This window comes from Shewanella sp. 10N.286.48.B5, from assembly GCF_002874355.2.
In the GTDB taxonomy this organism is placed as follows: domain Bacteria; phylum Pseudomonadota; class Gammaproteobacteria; order Enterobacterales; family Shewanellaceae; genus Shewanella.
Map to the genome: position 1 here is coordinate 1,027,631 of NZ_MCVG02000001.1, position 19,827 is coordinate 1,047,457.

Consider the following 19,827-nt stretch of genomic DNA (forward strand, 5'->3'; position numbering starts at 1 on the left):
CTAAATCATTGTCAACATTACCCATTACCCATTACCCATTACCCATTACCCATCACTTAAGCGCGTTGCAGCAAATCGGTTAAGTAAAGTGTGCATGATGTAACACAGTAATAAAGTCGCTACTATGGCAACCAAAATACTGCTAATACGGTAAAGTGCGCTATATATCAGATCGCTCCCTGGGCTTAGGTATTGGCCAAATAAAATACCCAGCGTGGTCATCGCTCCAAAACCAACGCCTGCGCCGACTTTTTCTTTAACATGAACTTGGCTAAATAGCATTAATCCGAACCATAAAACCGGCACTACTAAGATAAGCAGCCCCGACCAATCATAGAGAAACAACTGGGCTAACACACCGAATGTCACTCCAAGAAAGGTACCTATCGCACGTTTAAGGGCATAATTTAATACCCCAGTAAAATGCATCGGATAAAGTAATAAAATTGTGGCAGCTTGCGCCGACATAGAGTCTTGCAGATTAAATATCTGGAACACGATAAAAGATGCTGTGGCGATAGTTGCCCCCAGTAATACTTCATGTCGCATTCGATTTACTGATTTTGCTGGTGGTTTTTGCAATTTTCTGGGTTCAACATCAGGGATTAACGAGACCATGATATAGGCGATAATGATTGCTAGTATTGTGGCGCCGAGATTAGCGCCGATGAGACCGTTTAGATCAGTATCAGGGTAACTGGCAAAATTAAGCATGATGCTCAGATTAAGTAAACTATTGGCACCATAAAGAAAAAAACTACCGCGGGTCATGGCGGTAAAAAAGCCAACAAACACCCCAAAAATAATCAGGGTCATTAAGACTGGGTGGCCACCAAATAAACCACCGATAACGCCTACCACTAATCCAGCTGTGACAGAAGACGCCAACACCTGCCGCGCGACATGGGCGGTGAACACAGGTGCTAGACCTAGCAATACCATAGGGGTAACAGTATAAAACACCCCGTTACTAAAGCCGAACAGTTTACACAAAGTAAAGCCAATCGTGCCAGCAGTGGCAATACGTAGACATTGACGTAAATCATTGGCTGTCATGGGATTAAATCTTAGTAACATGATTGTTGCCTTTTGTCGCTGTAATATATTTAAAATAGCGCATCTATCAAATGTATGATGTTAATAGATATAGTGCAGCATACTGATGGCTTTAATCTGCCCATGAGCTAATAAGTTCAGCAAACTATTTTCTGGCATTATCTGCACCGTCGCCCGTGCCCCCGTTGGCAATGTTCTCATGACTTCGTCATTATCTAATTGTAAATGCAATCTCATTCTTTGGGCGTCACGGACCCAGCGATCTGATTGTTGCGGAGTCGCTAAACTGCCATTGGCATCGAACTGTCCGGCGCTAACCCCAGCATCAATACTGCTGACGTGGGCGCGATATAAACGGCCTGGTTCACCGTCAAACGCAACAAGGGCTTTAGATGAAATTGAGACATCTCGTAATGCCTTTTCTCTAAAATCAGCAATAATATCCACATCATCAGAAACAAGAGCCAGTAGTGGCTGGCCAATGGCCGCAAAGCCGCCGACCATGATTTGCAAGTTAGTAACTGTGCCGTCTTGATCCGCATGAACTTGGGTATAAGACAGGTTTAATTTGGCTTGGGTTAAGCGATTTTCGGCCTGACGTACTTTTAAGTTATTGTTACCGTAAACACCGCGGCTCACTTCTAATTGCTTTAAACGGGCTTGGGTTGCCAGCAAATTTGCTTCAGCCGCAGCGGCATCGCTGTCAGCTTGATCGCGTTGCTGTTGGGATACGCCATTAGTTTTGTACAGTGCATCAAGACGCTTTGCTTCGCTGCGCTTTTGTTGTGATGTGGTTTGGCTGGCATTGACATCAGCTTGCGCCGCTAACAAAGAGGCATCTAGCTCAGCGTTATCTTGCTGGACTTGCTCTAAAGCCAACTGCGCTTCATCTACCGCTAACTTATACGGTCTAGGATCTACTTCAAACAGTAATTCACCCTTGCTAACAACTTGGTTATTAGTGACAGCAATAGTTTTAATGCGGCCATTAACTTGTGGGGTAACCTTAGTCACAACCCGAGTTGCCATAGCCTGCGGCGTTAATGGCATAGCGGCATCAGCAAACATAAAGTAACCAAATACTAGCATAAAGCCTGCTAAGGCAATTTTTGTTAGCCGCGAAAATTGTTGATCTGGTGTCATATTTGTATTCACTTACTTGTCTGTCATTTTAGCTAATTTGGTTAACGCATTATTACCAATCAGATTAATTACTCTTTCAAACTCAGTAAGTTCTTCAGCATTTATGCCTAAGAGCAATTGGCTACGGATATTGATAATTGTTACTTCGACTTTCGTTATTAAATCTAGTCCAGCAGGAGTCAAATTGACAAGTCTGGCGCGTTTATCATGGGGGCAACAGTGGCGTTCAATGAGCCCTTGCTGTTCTAATTGGGCTAAGGTGCGCATTAAAGAGGCCAGTTCAATTTCTAAGGCATTGGCTAATACTTTTTGACTGAGGTTGTCGCCTAATCGCCACAGTTTCCATAAGGCTGTCCAGCGTGGGTAAGTTAACTCTAAAGGGGCAAGTTCAATGTCAACAGCGGTGCGCCATAAGCGATGCAGACGCCCCAATTGTTCTGCCAGTGATAGCTCTTTCATATGGTCGAATTCTTTTTGCATCATGGTTCCCATTTACTTAGCGTGCTAACTATTATACTTGGTTAGCACGCTAAGTAAATTGATTTTTTATCGCAGTGATATCCCTAGTGTTATATATAACGCTAAGGCAATGATAGAAAAGAGAATAAATTTCAAACAAATAGATGTATCATTTTATGTTAATACTTAAGTCGTAATAGTCAGCAACAAGAATGGATAATTCAATAGGTAAAAGTTGAAATCTAAACACCAATGAAAAAGAATTAAAAGTATTTAGCAAGGATATCCAAGACTAGGTTTATACTGAATTAACTGACTAGAGACTGTAACTAATTTTGTGTAACTGCTTATCAACACGTACTCTATAGAGAGTCAAGGATAGGCAGATACTCATGAACAAAAAAGATATTGAAGCTTTTGCTAAAGAAGCTGCTAAAAGCATTAAAACACCAGAAGACTTAAACCAATTCAGTCAGATGCTCAAAAAGATAACGGTCGAAGCCGCTCTTAATGCCGAAATGGATGACCACCTGGGCTATGAGAAACACCATAAATCGACTTCTGCTAATAGCCGTAACGGTAAAACCAGCAAGCGCATTCAAACTGAAGATGGTCAATTTGAGCTTGATACGCCGCGAGACCGTGAAGGCAGTTTCGAACCTCAGTTAGTTAAAAAACACCAGTCCAGATTTACCTCTATGGACGATAAAATATTGTGGCTCTACGCTCAAGGCATGAGTACTCGTGATATCGTTCAAGCCTTTGATGAATGGTACGGCGCAGAGATATCACCCACGTTAGTTTCTCGCGTTACCAACGCCGTTCTAGAGCAAGTTATTGAATGGCAAAGTCGACCTTTAGATGCCATTTACCCAATCGTTTACCTTGATTGTATCGTCGTAAAAATCCGTCAGGATAAGCGCGTTATTAACAAATCTATTTTCTTAGCGTTAGGCATTAACCTTGAAGGTCACAAAGAGCTAATGGGGCTTTGGATAGCTGAAAATGAAGGGGCTAAATTTTGGTTAGGTGTCCTCACTGAACTACAGCAACGAGGCGTTGAGGATATTCTCATCGCTTGTGTTGATGGCTTAAAAGGCTTCCCTGATGCTATCAATACCGTTTATCCAGATACTCATGTACAGCTCTGTATCGTACATATGGTCAGAAATTCATTAAAGTACGTATCGTGGAAAGACTACAAGGCAGTCACTGCGGACCTTAAAAGCATCTACCAATCAACAACGGAGGAGGAAGCTTTACTTGAATTAGACCGTTTCAGCGATACCTGGGATGAGCAATACCCCCAAATCAGCAAGTCATGGCATAATCATTGGCACAACTTAAATACGTTTTTCAATTATCCTCAGGATATTCGTAAGGCCATTTACACAACCAATGCTATAGAGTCGTTAAATAGCGTGATTAGACGAGCGTTGAAAAAACGTAAGGTATTTCCTAATGATGACTCGGCCAAGAAAATGATTTACCTTGCGATAAAAGAAGCCAGTAAAAAATGGACCATGCCCATCCGAAACTGGCGTACTGCGATGAGCCGATTTATTATTGAGTTCGAAGACAGAATTGTGAAGCATATTAACTAAATTGCAGTTACACAGAATCTGTTACACCCTCCCATGAAGTATTGGCAGCCAAGCGGGATCGATATTCTATCGCTGGTTGGTTTAGGGTTAATACTTCTATCGCTGCTAAAGTCGATCCGCCGAGGTAAGTTATCCGTCTAGATGCGCTTAACCAACAGCTGGGCGATAAGCTGTTTATTTTACTAGCTCTGATAATGAAGCATCATTTTTTATTGAATTTTGACAGGAGAGAGCCGTTGAAATTAGCAGCTGCAATAAAACATTTTTGGTCCTTTGGTATTATCAGCGGACTAATAGTCTCGGTATTGGTAACACTCTTTATTGTCATATGGGAATGGCTCGAAAATCCTGGCGGCATATTTCACGGCGCTGAAGGTACAAATTGGCAATTTGTTTATGACACTGGCATCAGTTGGTTTATGCCTACTTTTATCTATGTCGCTATCATTGCCGCAGTGAGCCACCTCATATATTCAGCGATAAAATGGCTCAGTGATTCAGCTGATAACTCAAAATGAGAGTATTTAATGGGTAAGAGAATAGAATCAGTAACGTAGGTTTTGTGTAGCCAAAGTGATAGCCGCTATGATCTTACTAGCTGACAACAATATAAATGGGCTTTTTATTAAGTGTATCTGCAACAAAAAACTGCCTCAGCAACTAAAGTTTAATGGGTTAAGGTAATGACTTGCATAAGTGTACTTTCATGTCGTGTTAGTGACGTTGATTTATTGCTCAAACAATTTAATTAATGAACACTTTGGTTTTTTTATCAACACTTAAACATTTTTATGTCATTTAGGGATTTACAGCGACCGCAGCTTGTCATATTATTCGCGGCGTTCGGAGAGATGGCAGAGTGGTCGAATGCACCGGTCTTGAAAACCGGCATGGGTTTGTAGCCCATCTAGGGTTCAAATCCCTATCTCTCCGCCATATTCAAGACGAAAGGCTCATCAGGAATGATGAGCCTTTTTTCGTTTAAATCACTAAAAATATTGAAGATTAATACTATTAATTCAAAATTGCTTTATTGCCTAGTATTTAAATTGCCTGTTTTATAGTCACTTATTTGCCTTGAGAAGATTGACTCAGTCAATGTCACTGCTTTTCATATGAGCAAGCCCCCAGTAATGTTTGCTCAATATGTTTATCCTCGTTTCTTCTAGCATTTTATGCGCTGATAAGAATATTTACTTTTAATTATGTGTATTGGGGGCGTTTTAGATTATGTGCATCATGCTAAGACTCACCGTATAATGCCAACCTATACAGTTTTTACGATTAAAAGCCATTTTATGCCAACTACTAACCAAACGGGTTTGCTAGCGCCTGCTGATAAGAGCGAAATTCATCAGCATTTTAAAATATTTAAACCGTATGGTTTTTTAAGCCAGTTTGTACCTGAAACCCGTAAGAAGAAACATCTACTGGGTGAGCTATTTAATTTCCCCGATAAAACCATGGCTATTGGTCGGTTAGATCATGACTCAGAAGGACTGTTATTACTCACCACTGATGGCATGATGAGTCATAAGATCAGAAGTAAAGGTATAGAGAAAGAATACTATGTACAGCTGGATGGTGATATTACTCCTGAGGCGATGTCATTACTGCAAAATGGGGTTGAAATTGGCATTAATGGTAGTAAATATTTAACCTTGCCTTGTAAGGCGTTCAAATTAGATGAAGAACCTTCGCTTCCCTCTCGGGGTCGTAAAATTCGCGACCCAAGACATGGGCCAACAAGTTGGGTTTCTATTACGCTTTGTGAAGGTAAGAATCGTCAGATCAGAAAAATGACCGCTGCTGTCGGCTTTGCCACATTAAGGTTGGTAAGAGTGAGAATTGGCGATATTCATATTGATAATATGGCTGCTGGTGATGTTGTTAGGCTAACTCATTTATAATGCCGTACTTAATTGCTACCACTTTGTCAGTAACCTAGCCGATATTCTTACTGTCCGATCAATTGACCTCGCATAATAATCCTTAAGCAAGAGTTCAACCTATTACGAAGGGGTGTAGCGGAAAGGCTAAAGCTGTTAATGATTAAAGAGTCACAGCTTAAATAACTTGATAGAGGGATATTATAAGTTCCATTTTACCCCTCTACTTTATCAATTGGCTATATTCTTAAACCATTGTGATGGTTATTCTGCAGGTAATTCAGTGCTTTTATAAATGGGATCGACCTCAAGTACTGGCGCTGCATCGAGTTCGTTGGCATCCATCATAGAGCCAATACGTTGCATTGATGATAAAAGCTGAGACTGTTCCCATTCTTCTAATGCGCAGAAATTTTGAATAAAATGCTCCTGCAATGGCTTTGGCGCTTCAAGTAAACAAGCCTTGCCCTCATTAGATAAATATAAACTAACCCGTCTTTTATCTTGCTCACTTCGGACTCTTTGAATTAAATTTCTGCTTTCTAAGCGGTCTAAAATGTTAGTCACAGTTGCAGCGCTCAAGTTGATATTTTTAGCCACTTGACTCGCTGTAACACCATTAATACCGGCGATTTCTTGCATGATCATTAATTGAGGCCCGGTTATACCAGACTTTTTATTCAACTGTTTTGAGTGCAAATCAATTGCTCGAATCACTTTACGTATCGATATTAATAGTTCTTCGTATTTTTCCATTGCTTCTTCTAGTTATTAGCCATGAGTGTAGGATAACACTAACCTTATTTTTTATCAGTCCATATTGTCTATTAGCAATAAGTCTTAGCTGCTTTCGAGTCGAATACTAACCATTTTCGCTTTTAAACAATAACCACTTTTCAAAAATGGGATTAACTCAAATGATTTATTTTCATGTCGTAAGAATTAGCGGTCATTAAGCTACTGTAAAATATCAGCTTGGAATTTGCTCGGTTGATCTTAGTGTAATAAGTCTATAACATAATAGTTAGAGTACTAATTATTAGAGGTAGAATTAAATGCAAGGCGAAACCAGTTCATGTGACAGTCCCAGTTATCTGCAACAATTAACAACACGTTCATTTGAAATAGCGAAACATACAGTGGGATTAATATGTTTATGGTTAATTCTTAGTACTTATATTTTTTATCCGCTAACTAAAATAAATAAGGCTGGTAAATAATGGAATATACCTATATTTCATTAGGGGTTTATTTTGTACTCATGTTAGCTATCGGTATCTACGCCGCAAAAACATCCACAGCTAATCTTTCTGAATATATGCTTGGCGGCCGCCAAGTTAGCCCTCAAGTGACCGCATTATCTGCTGGTGCATCTGATATGAGTGGTTGGATGCTAATGGGATTACCCGGTGCCATTTTTGTTTCAGGGTTTGATACTATTTGGGTTGCACTAGGCTTAGTGATTGGCGCATGGGCTAACTATAAACTTGTGGCGCCTAAGCTGCGTTTGTACACCGAAAAAACCAATGACTCGTTAACCTTGCCAGATTTTTTTGGTAAACGATTTGATAAAGAAAATGGCATAATCCGTCTTATTTCTGCAGTTGTGATCATTATCTTTTTTACCTTATACACTTCAGCAGGTCTTGTTGGCGGTGGTAAGTTATTTGAAACCGCGTTTGCAATGAACTATCAAACTGGCGTTGTTATTACCATGCTAGTGGTGGTGGCTTATACCTTGATGGGCGGCTTTTTAGCCGTAAGCATGACAGACTTTGTCCAAGGTGTGATTATGTTTATTGCCCTTATTTTAGTGCCTGTTGTGGCGTTCACGCATTTTGATAGTCCATCAAGTATGATGAATTATTCACTTGAGATGATTCCTTCTTTTAGTGAAAGCTTATCTGGTTTAACTCTGGTATCGCTGCTATCTAGCTTGGCATGGGGACTGGGCTATTTTGGTCAACCGCATATTATTGTTCGATTTATGGCGATAGACTCTGCTAAAAATATCAAAACAGCTCGCCGGATTGGTATGAGCTGGATGACAGTGACCATTATTGGCGCTTTAGCGACGGGTTTAACGGGGGTGGCTTATACGCGTAAATTTGAAGTCACGCTTGCCGATCCTGAAACTATCTTTATTTTCTTTTCTGAAGTGTTATTTCACCCTTTAATTGGCGGTTTTTTATTAGCGGCAATTCTAGCGGCGGTAATGAGTACCATTTCTTCACAATTGCTAGTGTCTTCAAGTTCACTGACAGAAGATATCTATCGTGCTTACAGCAAAAAAGCAGTATCTGATAAAACAGCGGTGAATATTGGCCGACTTTGCGTATTTGGTGTAGCTGTTGTGGCATCTTTTATCGCAATGAACCCATCGAGTAGTATTTTATCTATTGTCAGTAATGCTTGGGCAGGCTTTGGCGCGGCATTTGGTCCGCTGATTTTATTTAGTTTGTTATGGCAAAAGGTGACTTATGAAGGGGCCTTAGCCGGCATAATTACTGGTACTGTGACGGTATTATTTTGGATTTTTGCACCTGTATTAGCTAATGGTGAAACCTTAAGCAGTTTAGTGTATGAAATGCTGCCGGGCTTTTTCATCAGTGCAGTATCGATTTGGTTAGTGAGTTTAATAACCAAAGCGCCATCTGCTGAGATCCAAAAAACATTTAAAGATGTTAATCATCAATTAATTCAACAATTATCATAAGGTCTACTCATGTCTATTAAATCCAATCAACGATTGGTGATAAAGGTGGGTAGTGCGTTAATTGCCCCTGAAAACAACGGTTGTAGTTCGCATCACCTGCTGAGTATTGCGCAATTTATACTTCGTTGTCGTAAGCAGGGAAAGCAAGTTATTTTGGTTTCTTCGGGTTCAGTTGCTGCTGGTCGTCAATGGATTGATATTAAATCACCGTCAATTGCCCTAAAAAAGGCCATGGCAGCAGCCGGACAAACCAATATGATGGCAGTTTGGGATAAGTTATTTGACTTTCCCACTGCGCAAATTCTTCTGACCCATGCTGATTTATGTAATAAAGAACGCTATGCCAGTATTAAAGAAACCATAGAATCCTTATTGGAGCATGGGGTATTACCTATCGTAAATGAAAACGATACGGTGACCTCTGAAGAGTTAAAAGTTGGCGATAACGATAATCTCGCCGCTATGGTTGCGGCATCAACAGGGGCAGATGGCTTAATCCTTTGTACTGACGTTGATGGATTGTTTGATAAAAACCCCCAGCAACATGCTGATGCTAAATTGATTAAAACCATTGATGTTATTGACGAGTCTATTTATCAAATGGCAGGCGGTGCAACCAGCTCAATGGGCACTGGCGGCATGCAAACCAAAATAGAGGCGGCTGAAAAAGCTGTGGCTCATGGCATTGATACTTATGTAGTTAATGGCTTTAATCATCAAACTTTTAGCGCCTTGCTGCAAGATGAAAACCCAGGCTCGCATTTTGTGTCTTGTAAAACCCCGATGTCACCAGAGCAGCATTGGATGACTCATACTGTCCGCGAGCGAGGTGAGGTGGTGATTGAAGATCAACATGCAGCGATTAGTCAGCATGATGATGTGATCACCAGTGCTAGTATTCTTTCGGTAAAAGGCGAGTTTGCAGTGGGTGATACTATTTTAATCCGCACTGATGATGGCTCACAAGTGGCAAAGGCCACATCTAATTACAGCAGTTGTTTGCTTAACTATCTCACTCAACAAGCTAACACGAGTGAAAATGTAGCTAGCCAACCACAAAACAACTCAATCATTTCACCGATAAATCTCGCCGTTTTGCAGAGAACATGAGTTTAATCTTAATATTATCAGCCAATGTATATCACGCCGCTAGGGCACTATTGTAATTGATGCAGTTAATGCAACTAAGTAACTGACTTAAATTACAAAAATAGCCTTTCTCGTTTGATTGTTGTAATAGATCCTATCGGGTTAAAGGGCTATTAATCACTTACTTTAAGTGGGTTGTTGCCTGTGTGTTTTTAACTTATTGACTCTTTCTCCATACTCACTTTCTTAGCACTTCTCTATCTGTTAATTATATGCACTTACCAATGGCTTATTCGCATCTAATTTATTGTCATAGTCTATGATTAAGGAACGACTCAAGGGAAAACCGAGGAGGTTACCATGGAAATGACACTGCGTTTTTTAGGGGCAACTCAAGAGGTAACAGGTTCCTGTCATTTATTAACTATCGACGGTAAACAAGTGTTGTTAGATTGCGGTTTAATTCAAGGTGGTAGAGCCGTTGAACTTCGGAATCATGAGCCGTTTGCTTTTCAGGTAAGCACTATCGATGCGGTGGTCTTAAGTCATGCCCATATTGATCATTCCGGCCGTTTGCCTTTATTAGCAAAGTTAGGTTTTGATGGCCCTATTTATACCAATAAAGCCACTGCTGAACTGTGCACTGTAATGCTAAAAGATGCCGCCATGCTGCAGCAGCGCGATAATGAACGGCTGAATAAGAAGCGTAAGAAACAACAGCTCGAACCAATCTCCGCTTTATTTGATCAACAAGATGTTGATAAGGCGATATCGCAGTTCGTGCCGCTCGATTACCAAGTCGAAAACCCAATCGTGCCCCATGTTAGTGTAAGACTGTTTGATGCTGGGCATATTTTAGGCTCGGCTATTGTTTCGTTACAACTAGGTGAGGGCAGTCAGCAGAAAGCCATAGTCTTTAGTGGTGATCTTGGCCGTGCAGGCATGCCGATTCTACGAGACCCTACCTTAATTGATAATGCTGATTTAGTCTTAATGGAAAGTACTTATGGTAACCGTTTACACCGTAGTTGGGATGAAACCATTGCTGAGTTAAAACAAATTTTTGCCAAAGCGATAACCGAAAGTCGCGGCAATATATTGCTACCAGCATTTTCGGTGGGGCGAGCACAAGAATTGCTGTATTTATTTCATTTGTATGCCAAAGAGTGGGATTTGTCTCGTTGGAAAATTTGCTTAGATAGCCCGATGGCTATTGAGGCGACCCGAGTGTATATCAATAATTACCCGCTAATGGATGAAGACTTTAAACGCTTTACCCGCATGCATCCAGGTGAACATCCACTGTTATCTAATGTTGAGTTTACCCAAAGCACCGATGAGTCGATGTTATTAAACGAGGTTCATCAGGGGCTGATTATCATTGCTGGTAGTGGAATGTGTAACGGCGGGCGAATTCGTTGTCATTTCGAACATAATTTATGGCGCCCAGAATGTGATGTCATTATCTGTGGTTATCAAGCAGAAGGCACGCCGGGCAGAGCGCTGGTAGATGGTCAGCCTGAACTGACAATTCGCGGAAAATCGGTAAAAGTTGCTGCTAAGTTGCATACCATAGGCGGCTTGTCTGCCCATGCCGATCAAGCTGAATTACTGCGCTGGTATCGTCATTTTAATCATCAACCACCATTGATATTAGTCCACGGTGAAACCACGGCGCAGCAAGGGTTAGTGGATGCAATACAGCAAGATAAATCATCTGCCCCCCAAGCGCTTGCGATAGCAGCCCATGGCGATAAACTGGATTTAAATGGCCTACCACAACTGGTTTGGTGTTGAATGGCGTTATCCAGCGGTGCTGTAATTGAGCAATGCTGTCATTGAGCAATAGTGTTTTGTGCTGACGTTGACTGCGAATGCACATTAATACATATGTTCATTACAGCCTTTCCCAATGACAAATTATCATTGTTGTTGCTTATGTCATTGCCACATGGGTGATTATCAAGACTATAATGTCGCTATCCACTTTATCTGCGAAGCTCACTTGTGAAACATTGGTTTTTTTCAAAACAAACATTGCCGTTTATATTGTCATTGCTCTTTATTGGGCTAATGACCACCATTGCTATTATCTACAGTAAAAATAATTTCGTGGTTGACTCCAACCTAGATCGTCTCGTTCAACAAAATGCCCCATGGAAGGACAACTTAACTAAGACGGTAAATGAATTTGGCGACTCTGAAAATGGTCTGGTCATTGTGGTTTCTGGTGACAATCATCAGCAAGTACAAACTATGACTGAAGCGCTACAAGCAGACTTTTCTGCACAGCCCTTATTTAACGACGTATTTGCGCCAGCAACCTTGCCATGGCTTAAGCAGCAAGCCTTGTGGTTATTACCCGAGCAAGACTTTATTGATTTTAATGCCAATGTTGCCAGCATAATGCCAAAACTTCAGGCGGTCATGTCAGTTGAAGCTAATGGCACTACTGGGCAAAATGATGCTGGGATACAATTATTAGCACAATTAAATCATGCTATTGAAACTGATGACATTAAAGCCGCGAAGCTGTTAATTAACGTATTAAACCAACTGGCGGCAAAGCAGGGCAGTGTTGACTGGTTTGAGGTATTGATGCCACCAAGTCGTGGTACTATTTATCAAATTATCACCTTAAATGCACAGCCTCAAAACGATCAAAAACAGCCGAATAAATATATCATCGAAACCGCACAAAATATTATCCATCAATACAGTGATAATGACGCAGTGCAAATTCGCATTACTGGTCAGACGGCGTTGGACTATGATGAAATCAGTGACGCCAATAATAGCGTAACCTTAGCGGGGACCATGTCGCTGATAGGCTTGATTGTAGTATTGGGATTTGGTATTCGCTCTTTGCGCATAATCGTTGCCAGCTATGTGGCCGTGATTATTGGGTTGGTGTGGACGCTCGCACTTGGATTATTTTTGGTTGGTTCATACAACACCATTTCCATTGTATTTTTGGTGATGTTTATTGGTTTAGGTGTCGATTTTGCGATTCATTTTTGTCTGCGATTACGAGAAGAGCAAGCACTACAGCCTACCAATTATGCCAGCTTGATTGCGGCAATTCGTGGCACTTTTACGCCACTTAGTTTGTGCGCATTAACCTCTGCCATAGGGTTTCTTGGCTTTTATCCTACAGCTTATACCGGGCTTGCTGAATTAGGGGTTATTTCAGCGGCGGGGATGGCAATGGGGTTGCTGGCAACCTTTATCGTTATTCCGACTTTTTTCTTTATTTGTGGCTATCCTCGAGCGCATGGTTTTAAGGCTAACATAGCGACTGAAGAGGGTGATACTCAGTTCCAATATGCCAGCGACGATGATTTCTGGTTGCCTAAACATCACAAAATGGTAGTTTTTTTGGCCGTGATAGCCTTAGCTATTTCTGGCTATGGTGCCAGTAAAATGGAATTTGATTTCTCGACTTTGGTATTAAAATCGGTGAAGTCTGAATCGGTTAGAACCCTTGAAGAAATTCAACAACAAGGCTTAACCTCAAGCTATCAAATGATGATGCTAGCGACATCACGACAACAAGCGGCCAAGTGGCAATCACAATTGTCTGGTTTAGCTGAAGTGAGCAATGTGATTTCAATTAATTCTTTTTTAGCTACAGATAGAGCGCCAAAACAGGCGGCATTACAGCAAACATTATCAGCCGCGAATGCGCCGATAGCTTCATTAGATAGCCTTGCAAGCTTGCAGCAAAACTTGGCTGATGCTGGTTTTGTTCAAGACTTGATTGAGCCGCGCACCTTAACTTGGCTAAATAACAATGATGAATTCACCCTTGTGAGTCAAATTAATCAACATGCATTGGCGCCATTACAAGTTATGCAGCAAAGTTTAACTCAGTTATTGCAAGCCCCAATTCCAAGCTATGATGATATTCCTACGGTGTTAGCTCAGCGATATAAAAACGAGCAATATTTATTAGTGGTGGCTTACCCTGCTGGCGATATGCGTGATGTGAAACAGCTGGATAGATTTATTAAGCTTGTACAAGACGTAGCGCCCAATGCAACCGGAAGACCTGTAGCCGAGCAGCAAGTGGGTAATATTATTATTAACGCATTTTTGCAGGCAATCACTTATTCACTATTACTGATAGCCGTCATTTTGTTGCTAGCGCTAAAACATAAGCGCGATGTTATTTTGACTTTTATACCGCTGTTATTAACCACCTTATCAACTATGGCTGTTGCCCATTGGAGTGGACAGGCGCTAAATATGGCCAACATCATTGTCATTCCATTGATATTTGGCTTGGGGGTCGATAATGGTATTCACATCGTTGAGCGCTTTCGGGCGGTGGGATCTGCGAGGGCCTTTTATCAATCATCAACCCCAAGAGCGGCAGTACTAAGTTCACTAACCACAATGGCGACCTTTGGTTCTTTGTTACTGGCCGATCACCGAGGTATGTATAGCATTGGTTTTTTACTCACCATCGCCATCGGCTTTCTACTTTTCTACAGTTTAACGGTATTACCCGCTTTATTGTTTAGTGTGAAAAAGATGCAGCCCGGCTATTCGTTAAAATAAGCTTATTATGGTCTTTGCTTAAATTTTTATTATTTAAAAATGCTGATAGGGACATTGGCTTGTTTAATCCTGATGCAAATCTTAAGCGATACTCAATTATAACTAACACTTAAGCTAAAAACATAAGCAAGCCATTTTCATCGCCAATATTTTACTGTCGAATTTCTACATATCACCAGCGTGTTTTTTACATGTCACTTTTGCGCTTTATAAATAACCTCTGTGCCTAAAATTGTGAATTTGTAATACAAAAGGCTACTATTCCTAACAGTGCTGATAATAGGTTGGTAACAACTTGTGGCACCTTTGCTTACATCTCAAGGGGTTTACGCTCTAATGCCGAACGAATGCGTAACATTTGCAAGCAAATAGACGGTAAATTAGCGAGTTTTTGCTGTGGTTTATATCATTTTGATCTAGATCTCAATTTACAAACCTGTACTATTTTACAATATTGTATTACTTATTAAGGCTGTTAATTGAATTTATACTGGGTACATGAGTGGCTTTTTAATTCGATGTATCATAGCTATGATGTGAGGGTTTATTGTAATGACTGCTAAAAATCTGCTTTTGTGTGGCTGTGTCGCTCTGTTTACTTGCTCTACCGTTTCTGCTGCATCATTTAACGTTCGTCAAGAATTTCGAGCTGAGTCTGGTGAGTCGACTCGGGTCAAAATAGGTAGCAGTATTGGTAATTTTAATTATAGTGGCGAGTTAAAATTTAAGCCTGTAGATGGTTCTGATAGGAAGTCTAGCCAAAATAATGGTTGGGAGTTAGGTTTAGATTATCGCTTTAAAATTAACGATAACTGGACCATAGTGCCAGGGATGCCCATTGAGGCCCGTGAAAAAGGAATGACCTATAAACCGCAAATTCGAGTAAACTATGCCGTTGACAGCATTCAAGGTTTAACCATTACAGCTCGTTATCGTCATGACTTTTATAGAAATAATTCCGATGTTGATAAGCAGCGTCATCGATTGACCACAGGTTTTGGTTATACCACTCACGATTGGAAATTTGGTTTTGAAGCTGATTTATATAAGGCCGTTGATTACAATATTTATGACAATGGTGATACCAATTATGAGTTGAATCTAACCGTAGCTCGTAAGATAGGCCAGTGGACACCTTATGTTGAATTTGGTGATATTAATGTCAGTAATGATAGCCCTGATCGTGAGCTACGTACTCGAATAGGGTTAACTTATAGTTATTAAGATATAATAATTTCATCCAGCGTTAGTGGTCATTTAGTTTTATCAATATATTCACTAAGCTTAGGAATGAAGGTTTATCTGCAAAGGTAAGCTTTCTGCAAACTGATATCGCTTTAGATAGTTATTGAAAAGTTAATTCCTATCACGACAGATAATTATTCTGATTAACCTTTAAAACTGAATCAGTTAAAAAGGGCGGTTAATGCTACTGGTGTTGATGACGTATCAGGTTGTGAAAATCGAGCTTCAAATTTATCGATAGTTTCAGGTTTGCCACACAAATATCCTTGATAGTGACTGCAGCCTTCTTTTGATAAAATCTGTCGCTGTGATTCATCTTCTACCCCCTCAGCTATCACGGTTAAACCCAAATTATGTGCCATTGCTATGATGGTGCGGACAATTTCTTGATCGCACTTATCTTCAACCAAACCATCGACAAAAGATTTATCTATTTTAAGTTGGAAAAGAGGTAATTTTTTCAAATATTGTAAAGATGAGTAGCCGGTTCCAAAGTCATCCAGTGAAAACTGAATGCCTAATGCAGCAATTTGGTTCATTTTTACTATGGTTTTATCGATATCATTTAATAGAATTGATTCGGTTAATTCTAGCTTCAGTAATTCAGGGCGAACCTTATGGTATGTTAATGCGGATTTTATTGTTGCGACAAAATTGTCTTGGAGAAATTGTCTCGCACTGACATTGATCGCTAAGGTGAGTGATTCAGTTGAGCTATTTTGCTGCCATAATTGCAGTTGTGCACAGGCGGCGTCTAATACCCAATGACCAATTGAAATAATCGAACCATTTTGCTCTGCAACGGGAATAAACTCTACCGGAGGAACAAGACTCCTGTTGGGGTGATTCCAGCGCAATAGCGCTTCAGCACCTAATGGATTGTTATGCTTGTCTACTTGAACTTGGTAATAAAGTTCAAATTGTTTATTTTCAATAGCATGATTTAATTCTGCTTCTAGCGCGACGCGATTAGAGATATTGGCTTGCATTTGGGGGTCAAAAAATCGCATTGAATTGCGGCCATCGTCTTTAGCTTTATACAAGGCGATATCGGCTTGTTTCAGTAATTCATCAACGGAGGTATTTTTGTTTTTAACTAAAGTAATACCAATACTGGTGCTAATGGAATAATCATGGCCATTTAGTTGATAGGGTAAATTAATTGAGGCGAGTATTTTTTTGGCAATATCTTTGCTTTGCGTGGCAGCTATAGTGGATTTACCACTTAATGCTTCAATTAAAATTACGAATTCATCGCCGCCAAAACGAGATACTGTATCGCTTTCTCTAATGCACTGTACCAGCCGTTTTGCCACTTTTTTTAGGAGTATGTCTCCCATATCATGGCCTAAGGTATCATTGAGGGTTTTGAAATTATCAAGGTCTAAAAACAGTAATGCCCCTTTTTGGTTATGACGGCTGTTTGTTAATAAAGAATGATTGAGGCGGTCCATAAGTAAACGACGGTTTGGCAGTCGAGTTAATGGGTCAAAATAAGCTAAATCGGCAATTTTTTTCTCAGCTTGTTTATTAAGGGTGATATCACAGATGGTGCCGACATAATTGGTAATGACAGAATTATTATCAGTGACCGCAGTGATAGTGAGCTTTTGTGGGTAGATATCGCCATTTTTTTTCTTATCCCAAACTTCACCCTCCCAATAACCGTGCTCTTTGATTATTTTCCACATCTGTAGGTAAAACGGCTTTTTGTGTTTGCCGGAAGATAAAATACTCGGATTTTGACCAAGGACCTCATCGGCATCATATCCGGTAATCCTAGAAAAGGCGCGATTTACGCGTAATATTTTGTTATTGGTATCAGTGACCAGCATGCCTTCTTGGGTTTCAAAAGCGGTTGCAGCAATCCGCAAATCTTCATGCGTTTTTCTCAGGCTACTATCACGGTTAAATAAGTTTCTTAGGACCATTGTGGCTGTAATGCAGCCTGACAAAATCGTAAATAGTGAAAATGCAGTAAATAGGATCCACAATGTAGTTTGTGACTTTTCACTTCTTTGTTGAGCCTGTATTACTAAATTAGCCGCTTTGTTTGAAGAGTAGTCAACGATATAGTCCATTCTATTCATTAAAGCTTGATACAAGGGGGTAGCCTGATTTTTTATCAGTTTTTCAGCATTTGTGATGTCATGGTTTATAAGCAATTCAATAATATCTTGTTGAATGCGCTGAAGCTGTAAAGTAAATGAAATTGCCTCAGTGACTTTGGTCATATCACCTAAAAAATTTGTTTGGATGATGTTTAAATTATCAGCCAATGTAGTTTGTATTTTGTCGGTCTCAACAACAAAGGTGTCACGCCTAATATTACTTTGCTCAATGAGGCCATAGAGTAGCTGGTTTCTTAGGGTTGTAATTGATTGTCGTGAAATACGCGCAGCGGCGTTGACTTGAAAAGGGTGTTGGTAGATTTTATTGGTTTGAGAAGTAAAGTCATGTATCTCATTGTTTAATTGAAATGCGAATGACAGCAAACCGGCAAAAACAAAGGTATATCCTGACAATGTAATCAATAAAAGTTTGGCATAAGGCCTTAAAAATTGTCCTAATGACATAAAGCATCCCGAATCCATTCATAAGCTTATAATAAACTATAGTCGCAACTACCTCATTATGCGGGTAATTCACCAATAATATTTAAAAAACTCGAGCTAGCGCTCATTTGCATTTCAAAATCGCTTATATTTTCCTAAACCAGTGATGAAAAACTTAATCTAAATGAGCTTTATGCCATTAGTTATACTTTCTTATGTCCAACTATTCTGTTAAATCACAAATAATAACCACTAGGAAATATTGTTTATTTCTATGCTGGCGACTTGGTTTCTTCCATTCGATTTAGCAAGATACAGTTGCTTATCAGCAAGTTCCAATAACATACCTTGCTGCATATCCTTATGAGGTACAACGGTAGCTACGCCTGCACTGATGGTGATGTAGTCTGATACATTTGAAAAGCCGTGTTCGATTTTTAGGGCGTTGATGTTATCGACAATTGATTTGGCTTTATGTTCAGCGCCACAAAAATCAGTTTGTGGCAAAATACACACAAATTCTTCACCGCCGTAACGTGCCACTAAATCACAAGGACGTTTCAGTGTCTGTTGTATTGTTTTGGCAACCTGGGCTAGGCAGTTATCTCCTTGCTGGTGGCCATAGTTATCGTTGTATTGCTTAAAGACATCAATATCTAACAGGATGATGGAAATAGGCTCTTTTTCACGAACACAATGGCGCCAATTTGCGGCAAAACGCTGGTCAAACTGGCGTCTGTTAGCGACACCCGTTAACGCATCGTACATGGCAAAAGAGCGCAATAAATCCGATTGCTGTTTGAGCCTCAATTGATTTTTAACTCGGGTTTTGGTGATGATGGGGTTAATAGGTTTATGAATAAAATCTACTGCGCCAAGTTGAAGTCCTTTTACCTCAGTGGCTTCTTCAAAATGAGCTGTAATAAATATAACGGCGATATTGGCCGTGAGTGGATTCGCTTTGAGTTGTTTGCATACTTCAAAACCATTTACTGTCGGCATTTCTATATCAAGTAATACCATATCTGGTTGTAAACCCATGCATACGTCGATGACTTGATCGCCATCGGTCGCCATGAAAATATCATAGTCTTCTTGCAATAATTTTTTAATTATTTTGACATTAACAATTTGGTCATCGACCACCAAAATTTTGCCTTTAACGTCATGTTGGGACACAATGAGGTCTGAAATTTCCATTTATAACCCTTCTATAATCCCATTTACGCGAACTAATTAGGGCTGCTAACACAGCGCTACTGTTAGTCGAGTAAATGCTGATTTTCTATTAGTTTAATAAGCTCAATCCTTGCTCTACTAAATTAATATTAGCAAACATCCTTTAAAAAGCATCAGCGTTAGTTATGTTTCGGCGAAATAGCGGTTTTAACTAATCCCATAGGAAGCGTGATGGTTTAGTTTTACCGAGTGGTTAGACTGTTGTTAGCTCTTTATTGATTAGTTCAACTGTGGTGACTTCACATTAGGTATCTCGAGATAGCGGTAAT

The 19,827-nt window shown here is 40.1% G+C and carries 14 protein-coding genes, 1 tRNA gene and 1 pseudogene; 10 read left to right on the forward strand and 6 right to left on the reverse strand.

Features of this window, described 5'->3' with window-relative positions; genetic code table 11:
* Positions 1-45: 45 nt before the first annotated feature.
* From BCU57_RS04465 to slyA, 3 genes are read right to left on the reverse strand one after another with little or no spacing between them, the layout of a single operon-like run.
* A complete protein-coding gene (locus tag BCU57_RS04465; protein WP_102436547.1) occupies positions 46-1,077 on the reverse strand; it encodes a DUF2955 domain-containing protein in 1,032 nt (343 codons plus the stop codon).
* Positions 1,078-1,137: 60 nt separating this feature from the next.
* On the reverse strand, positions 1,138-2,199 hold the full coding sequence (locus BCU57_RS04470) for an HlyD family secretion protein (RefSeq protein WP_102436545.1): 1,062 nt from the start codon (positions 2,197-2,199) through the stop codon (positions 1,138-1,140).
* 12 nt (positions 2,200-2,211) lie between these two features.
* Positions 2,212-2,679 carry a transcriptional regulator SlyA gene (gene slyA / locus BCU57_RS04475; RefSeq protein ID WP_017059069.1) on the reverse strand — a complete coding sequence of 156 codons (468 nt, stop codon included), beginning with the start codon at positions 2,677-2,679 and terminating at the stop codon, positions 2,212-2,214.
* Between the two features lie 371 nt (positions 2,680-3,050).
* Here slyA and BCU57_RS04480 point away from each other — a divergent pair, with 371 nt between their 5' ends.
* The 5 genes and pseudogenes from BCU57_RS04480 (at position 3,051) to BCU57_RS04500 (ending at position 6,172) form a co-directional block, all read left to right on the forward strand.
* Positions 3,051-4,262 carry an IS256 family transposase gene (locus tag BCU57_RS04480; protein ID WP_102440683.1) on the forward strand — a complete coding sequence of 404 codons (1,212 nt, stop codon included), beginning with the start codon at positions 3,051-3,053 and terminating at the stop codon, positions 4,260-4,262.
* A gap of 32 nt (positions 4,263-4,294) precedes the next feature.
* Positions 4,295-4,390 (forward strand): annotated as a pseudogene (locus BCU57_RS04485) (2OG-Fe(II) oxygenase); the annotation flags it as partial.
* Positions 4,391-4,498: 108 nt separating this feature from the next.
* Positions 4,499-4,780, forward strand: coding sequence for a hypothetical protein (locus BCU57_RS04490; RefSeq protein ID WP_102437062.1), 282 nt, complete (start codon positions 4,499-4,501; stop codon positions 4,778-4,780).
* Positions 4,781-5,107: 327 nt separating this feature from the next.
* A tRNA-Ser gene (locus BCU57_RS04495) sits at positions 5,108-5,198 on the forward strand.
* 362 nt (positions 5,199-5,560) lie between these two features.
* Positions 5,561-6,172, forward strand: coding sequence for a pseudouridine synthase (locus tag BCU57_RS04500; RefSeq protein WP_102437112.1), 612 nt, complete (start codon positions 5,561-5,563; stop codon positions 6,170-6,172).
* Positions 6,173-6,415: 243 nt separating this feature from the next.
* On the opposite strand, the gene BCU57_RS04505 is transcribed toward BCU57_RS04500, so the two are convergent.
* Entirely contained in the window at positions 6,416-6,907 is a 492-nt protein-coding gene (locus BCU57_RS04505; RefSeq protein WP_102437064.1) for a MarR family winged helix-turn-helix transcriptional regulator, read from the reverse strand.
* 463 nt (positions 6,908-7,370) lie between these two features.
* On the opposite strand from BCU57_RS04505, the gene putP reads away from it, so the two are divergent.
* The 5 genes from putP (at position 7,371) to BCU57_RS04530 (ending at position 15,743) form a co-directional block, all read left to right on the forward strand.
* A complete protein-coding gene (gene putP / locus BCU57_RS04510) occupies positions 7,371-8,867 on the forward strand; it encodes a sodium/proline symporter PutP (RefSeq protein ID WP_102437065.1) in 1,497 nt (498 codons plus the stop codon).
* 9 nt (positions 8,868-8,876) lie between these two features.
* Complete coding sequence (gene proB, locus BCU57_RS04515) at positions 8,877-9,977, forward strand: glutamate 5-kinase (RefSeq protein WP_102437067.1); 1,101 nt, start codon at positions 8,877-8,879, stop codon at positions 9,975-9,977.
* A gap of 339 nt (positions 9,978-10,316) precedes the next feature.
* Positions 10,317-11,753, forward strand: coding sequence for an MBL fold metallo-hydrolase RNA specificity domain-containing protein (locus BCU57_RS04520; protein WP_102437069.1), 1,437 nt, complete (start codon positions 10,317-10,319; stop codon positions 11,751-11,753).
* 210 nt (positions 11,754-11,963) lie between these two features.
* Complete coding sequence (locus BCU57_RS04525; protein WP_133149359.1) at positions 11,964-14,519, forward strand: MMPL family transporter; 2,556 nt, start codon at positions 11,964-11,966, stop codon at positions 14,517-14,519.
* Positions 14,520-15,071: 552 nt separating this feature from the next.
* Positions 15,072-15,743 carry an oligogalacturonate-specific porin KdgM family protein gene (locus tag BCU57_RS04530; RefSeq protein ID WP_102437072.1) on the forward strand — a complete coding sequence of 224 codons (672 nt, stop codon included), beginning with the start codon at positions 15,072-15,074 and terminating at the stop codon, positions 15,741-15,743.
* A gap of 182 nt (positions 15,744-15,925) precedes the next feature.
* Here BCU57_RS04530 and BCU57_RS04535 read toward each other — a convergent pair whose 3' ends face one another.
* On the reverse strand, positions 15,926-18,340 hold the full coding sequence (locus BCU57_RS04535; RefSeq protein WP_241903477.1) for a putative bifunctional diguanylate cyclase/phosphodiesterase: 2,415 nt from the start codon (positions 18,338-18,340) through the stop codon (positions 15,926-15,928).
* Between the two features lie 231 nt (positions 18,341-18,571).
* Entirely contained in the window at positions 18,572-19,519 is a 948-nt protein-coding gene (locus BCU57_RS04540; protein ID WP_102437076.1) for a diguanylate cyclase, read from the reverse strand.
* Between the last annotated feature and the right edge of the window lie 308 nt (positions 19,520-19,827).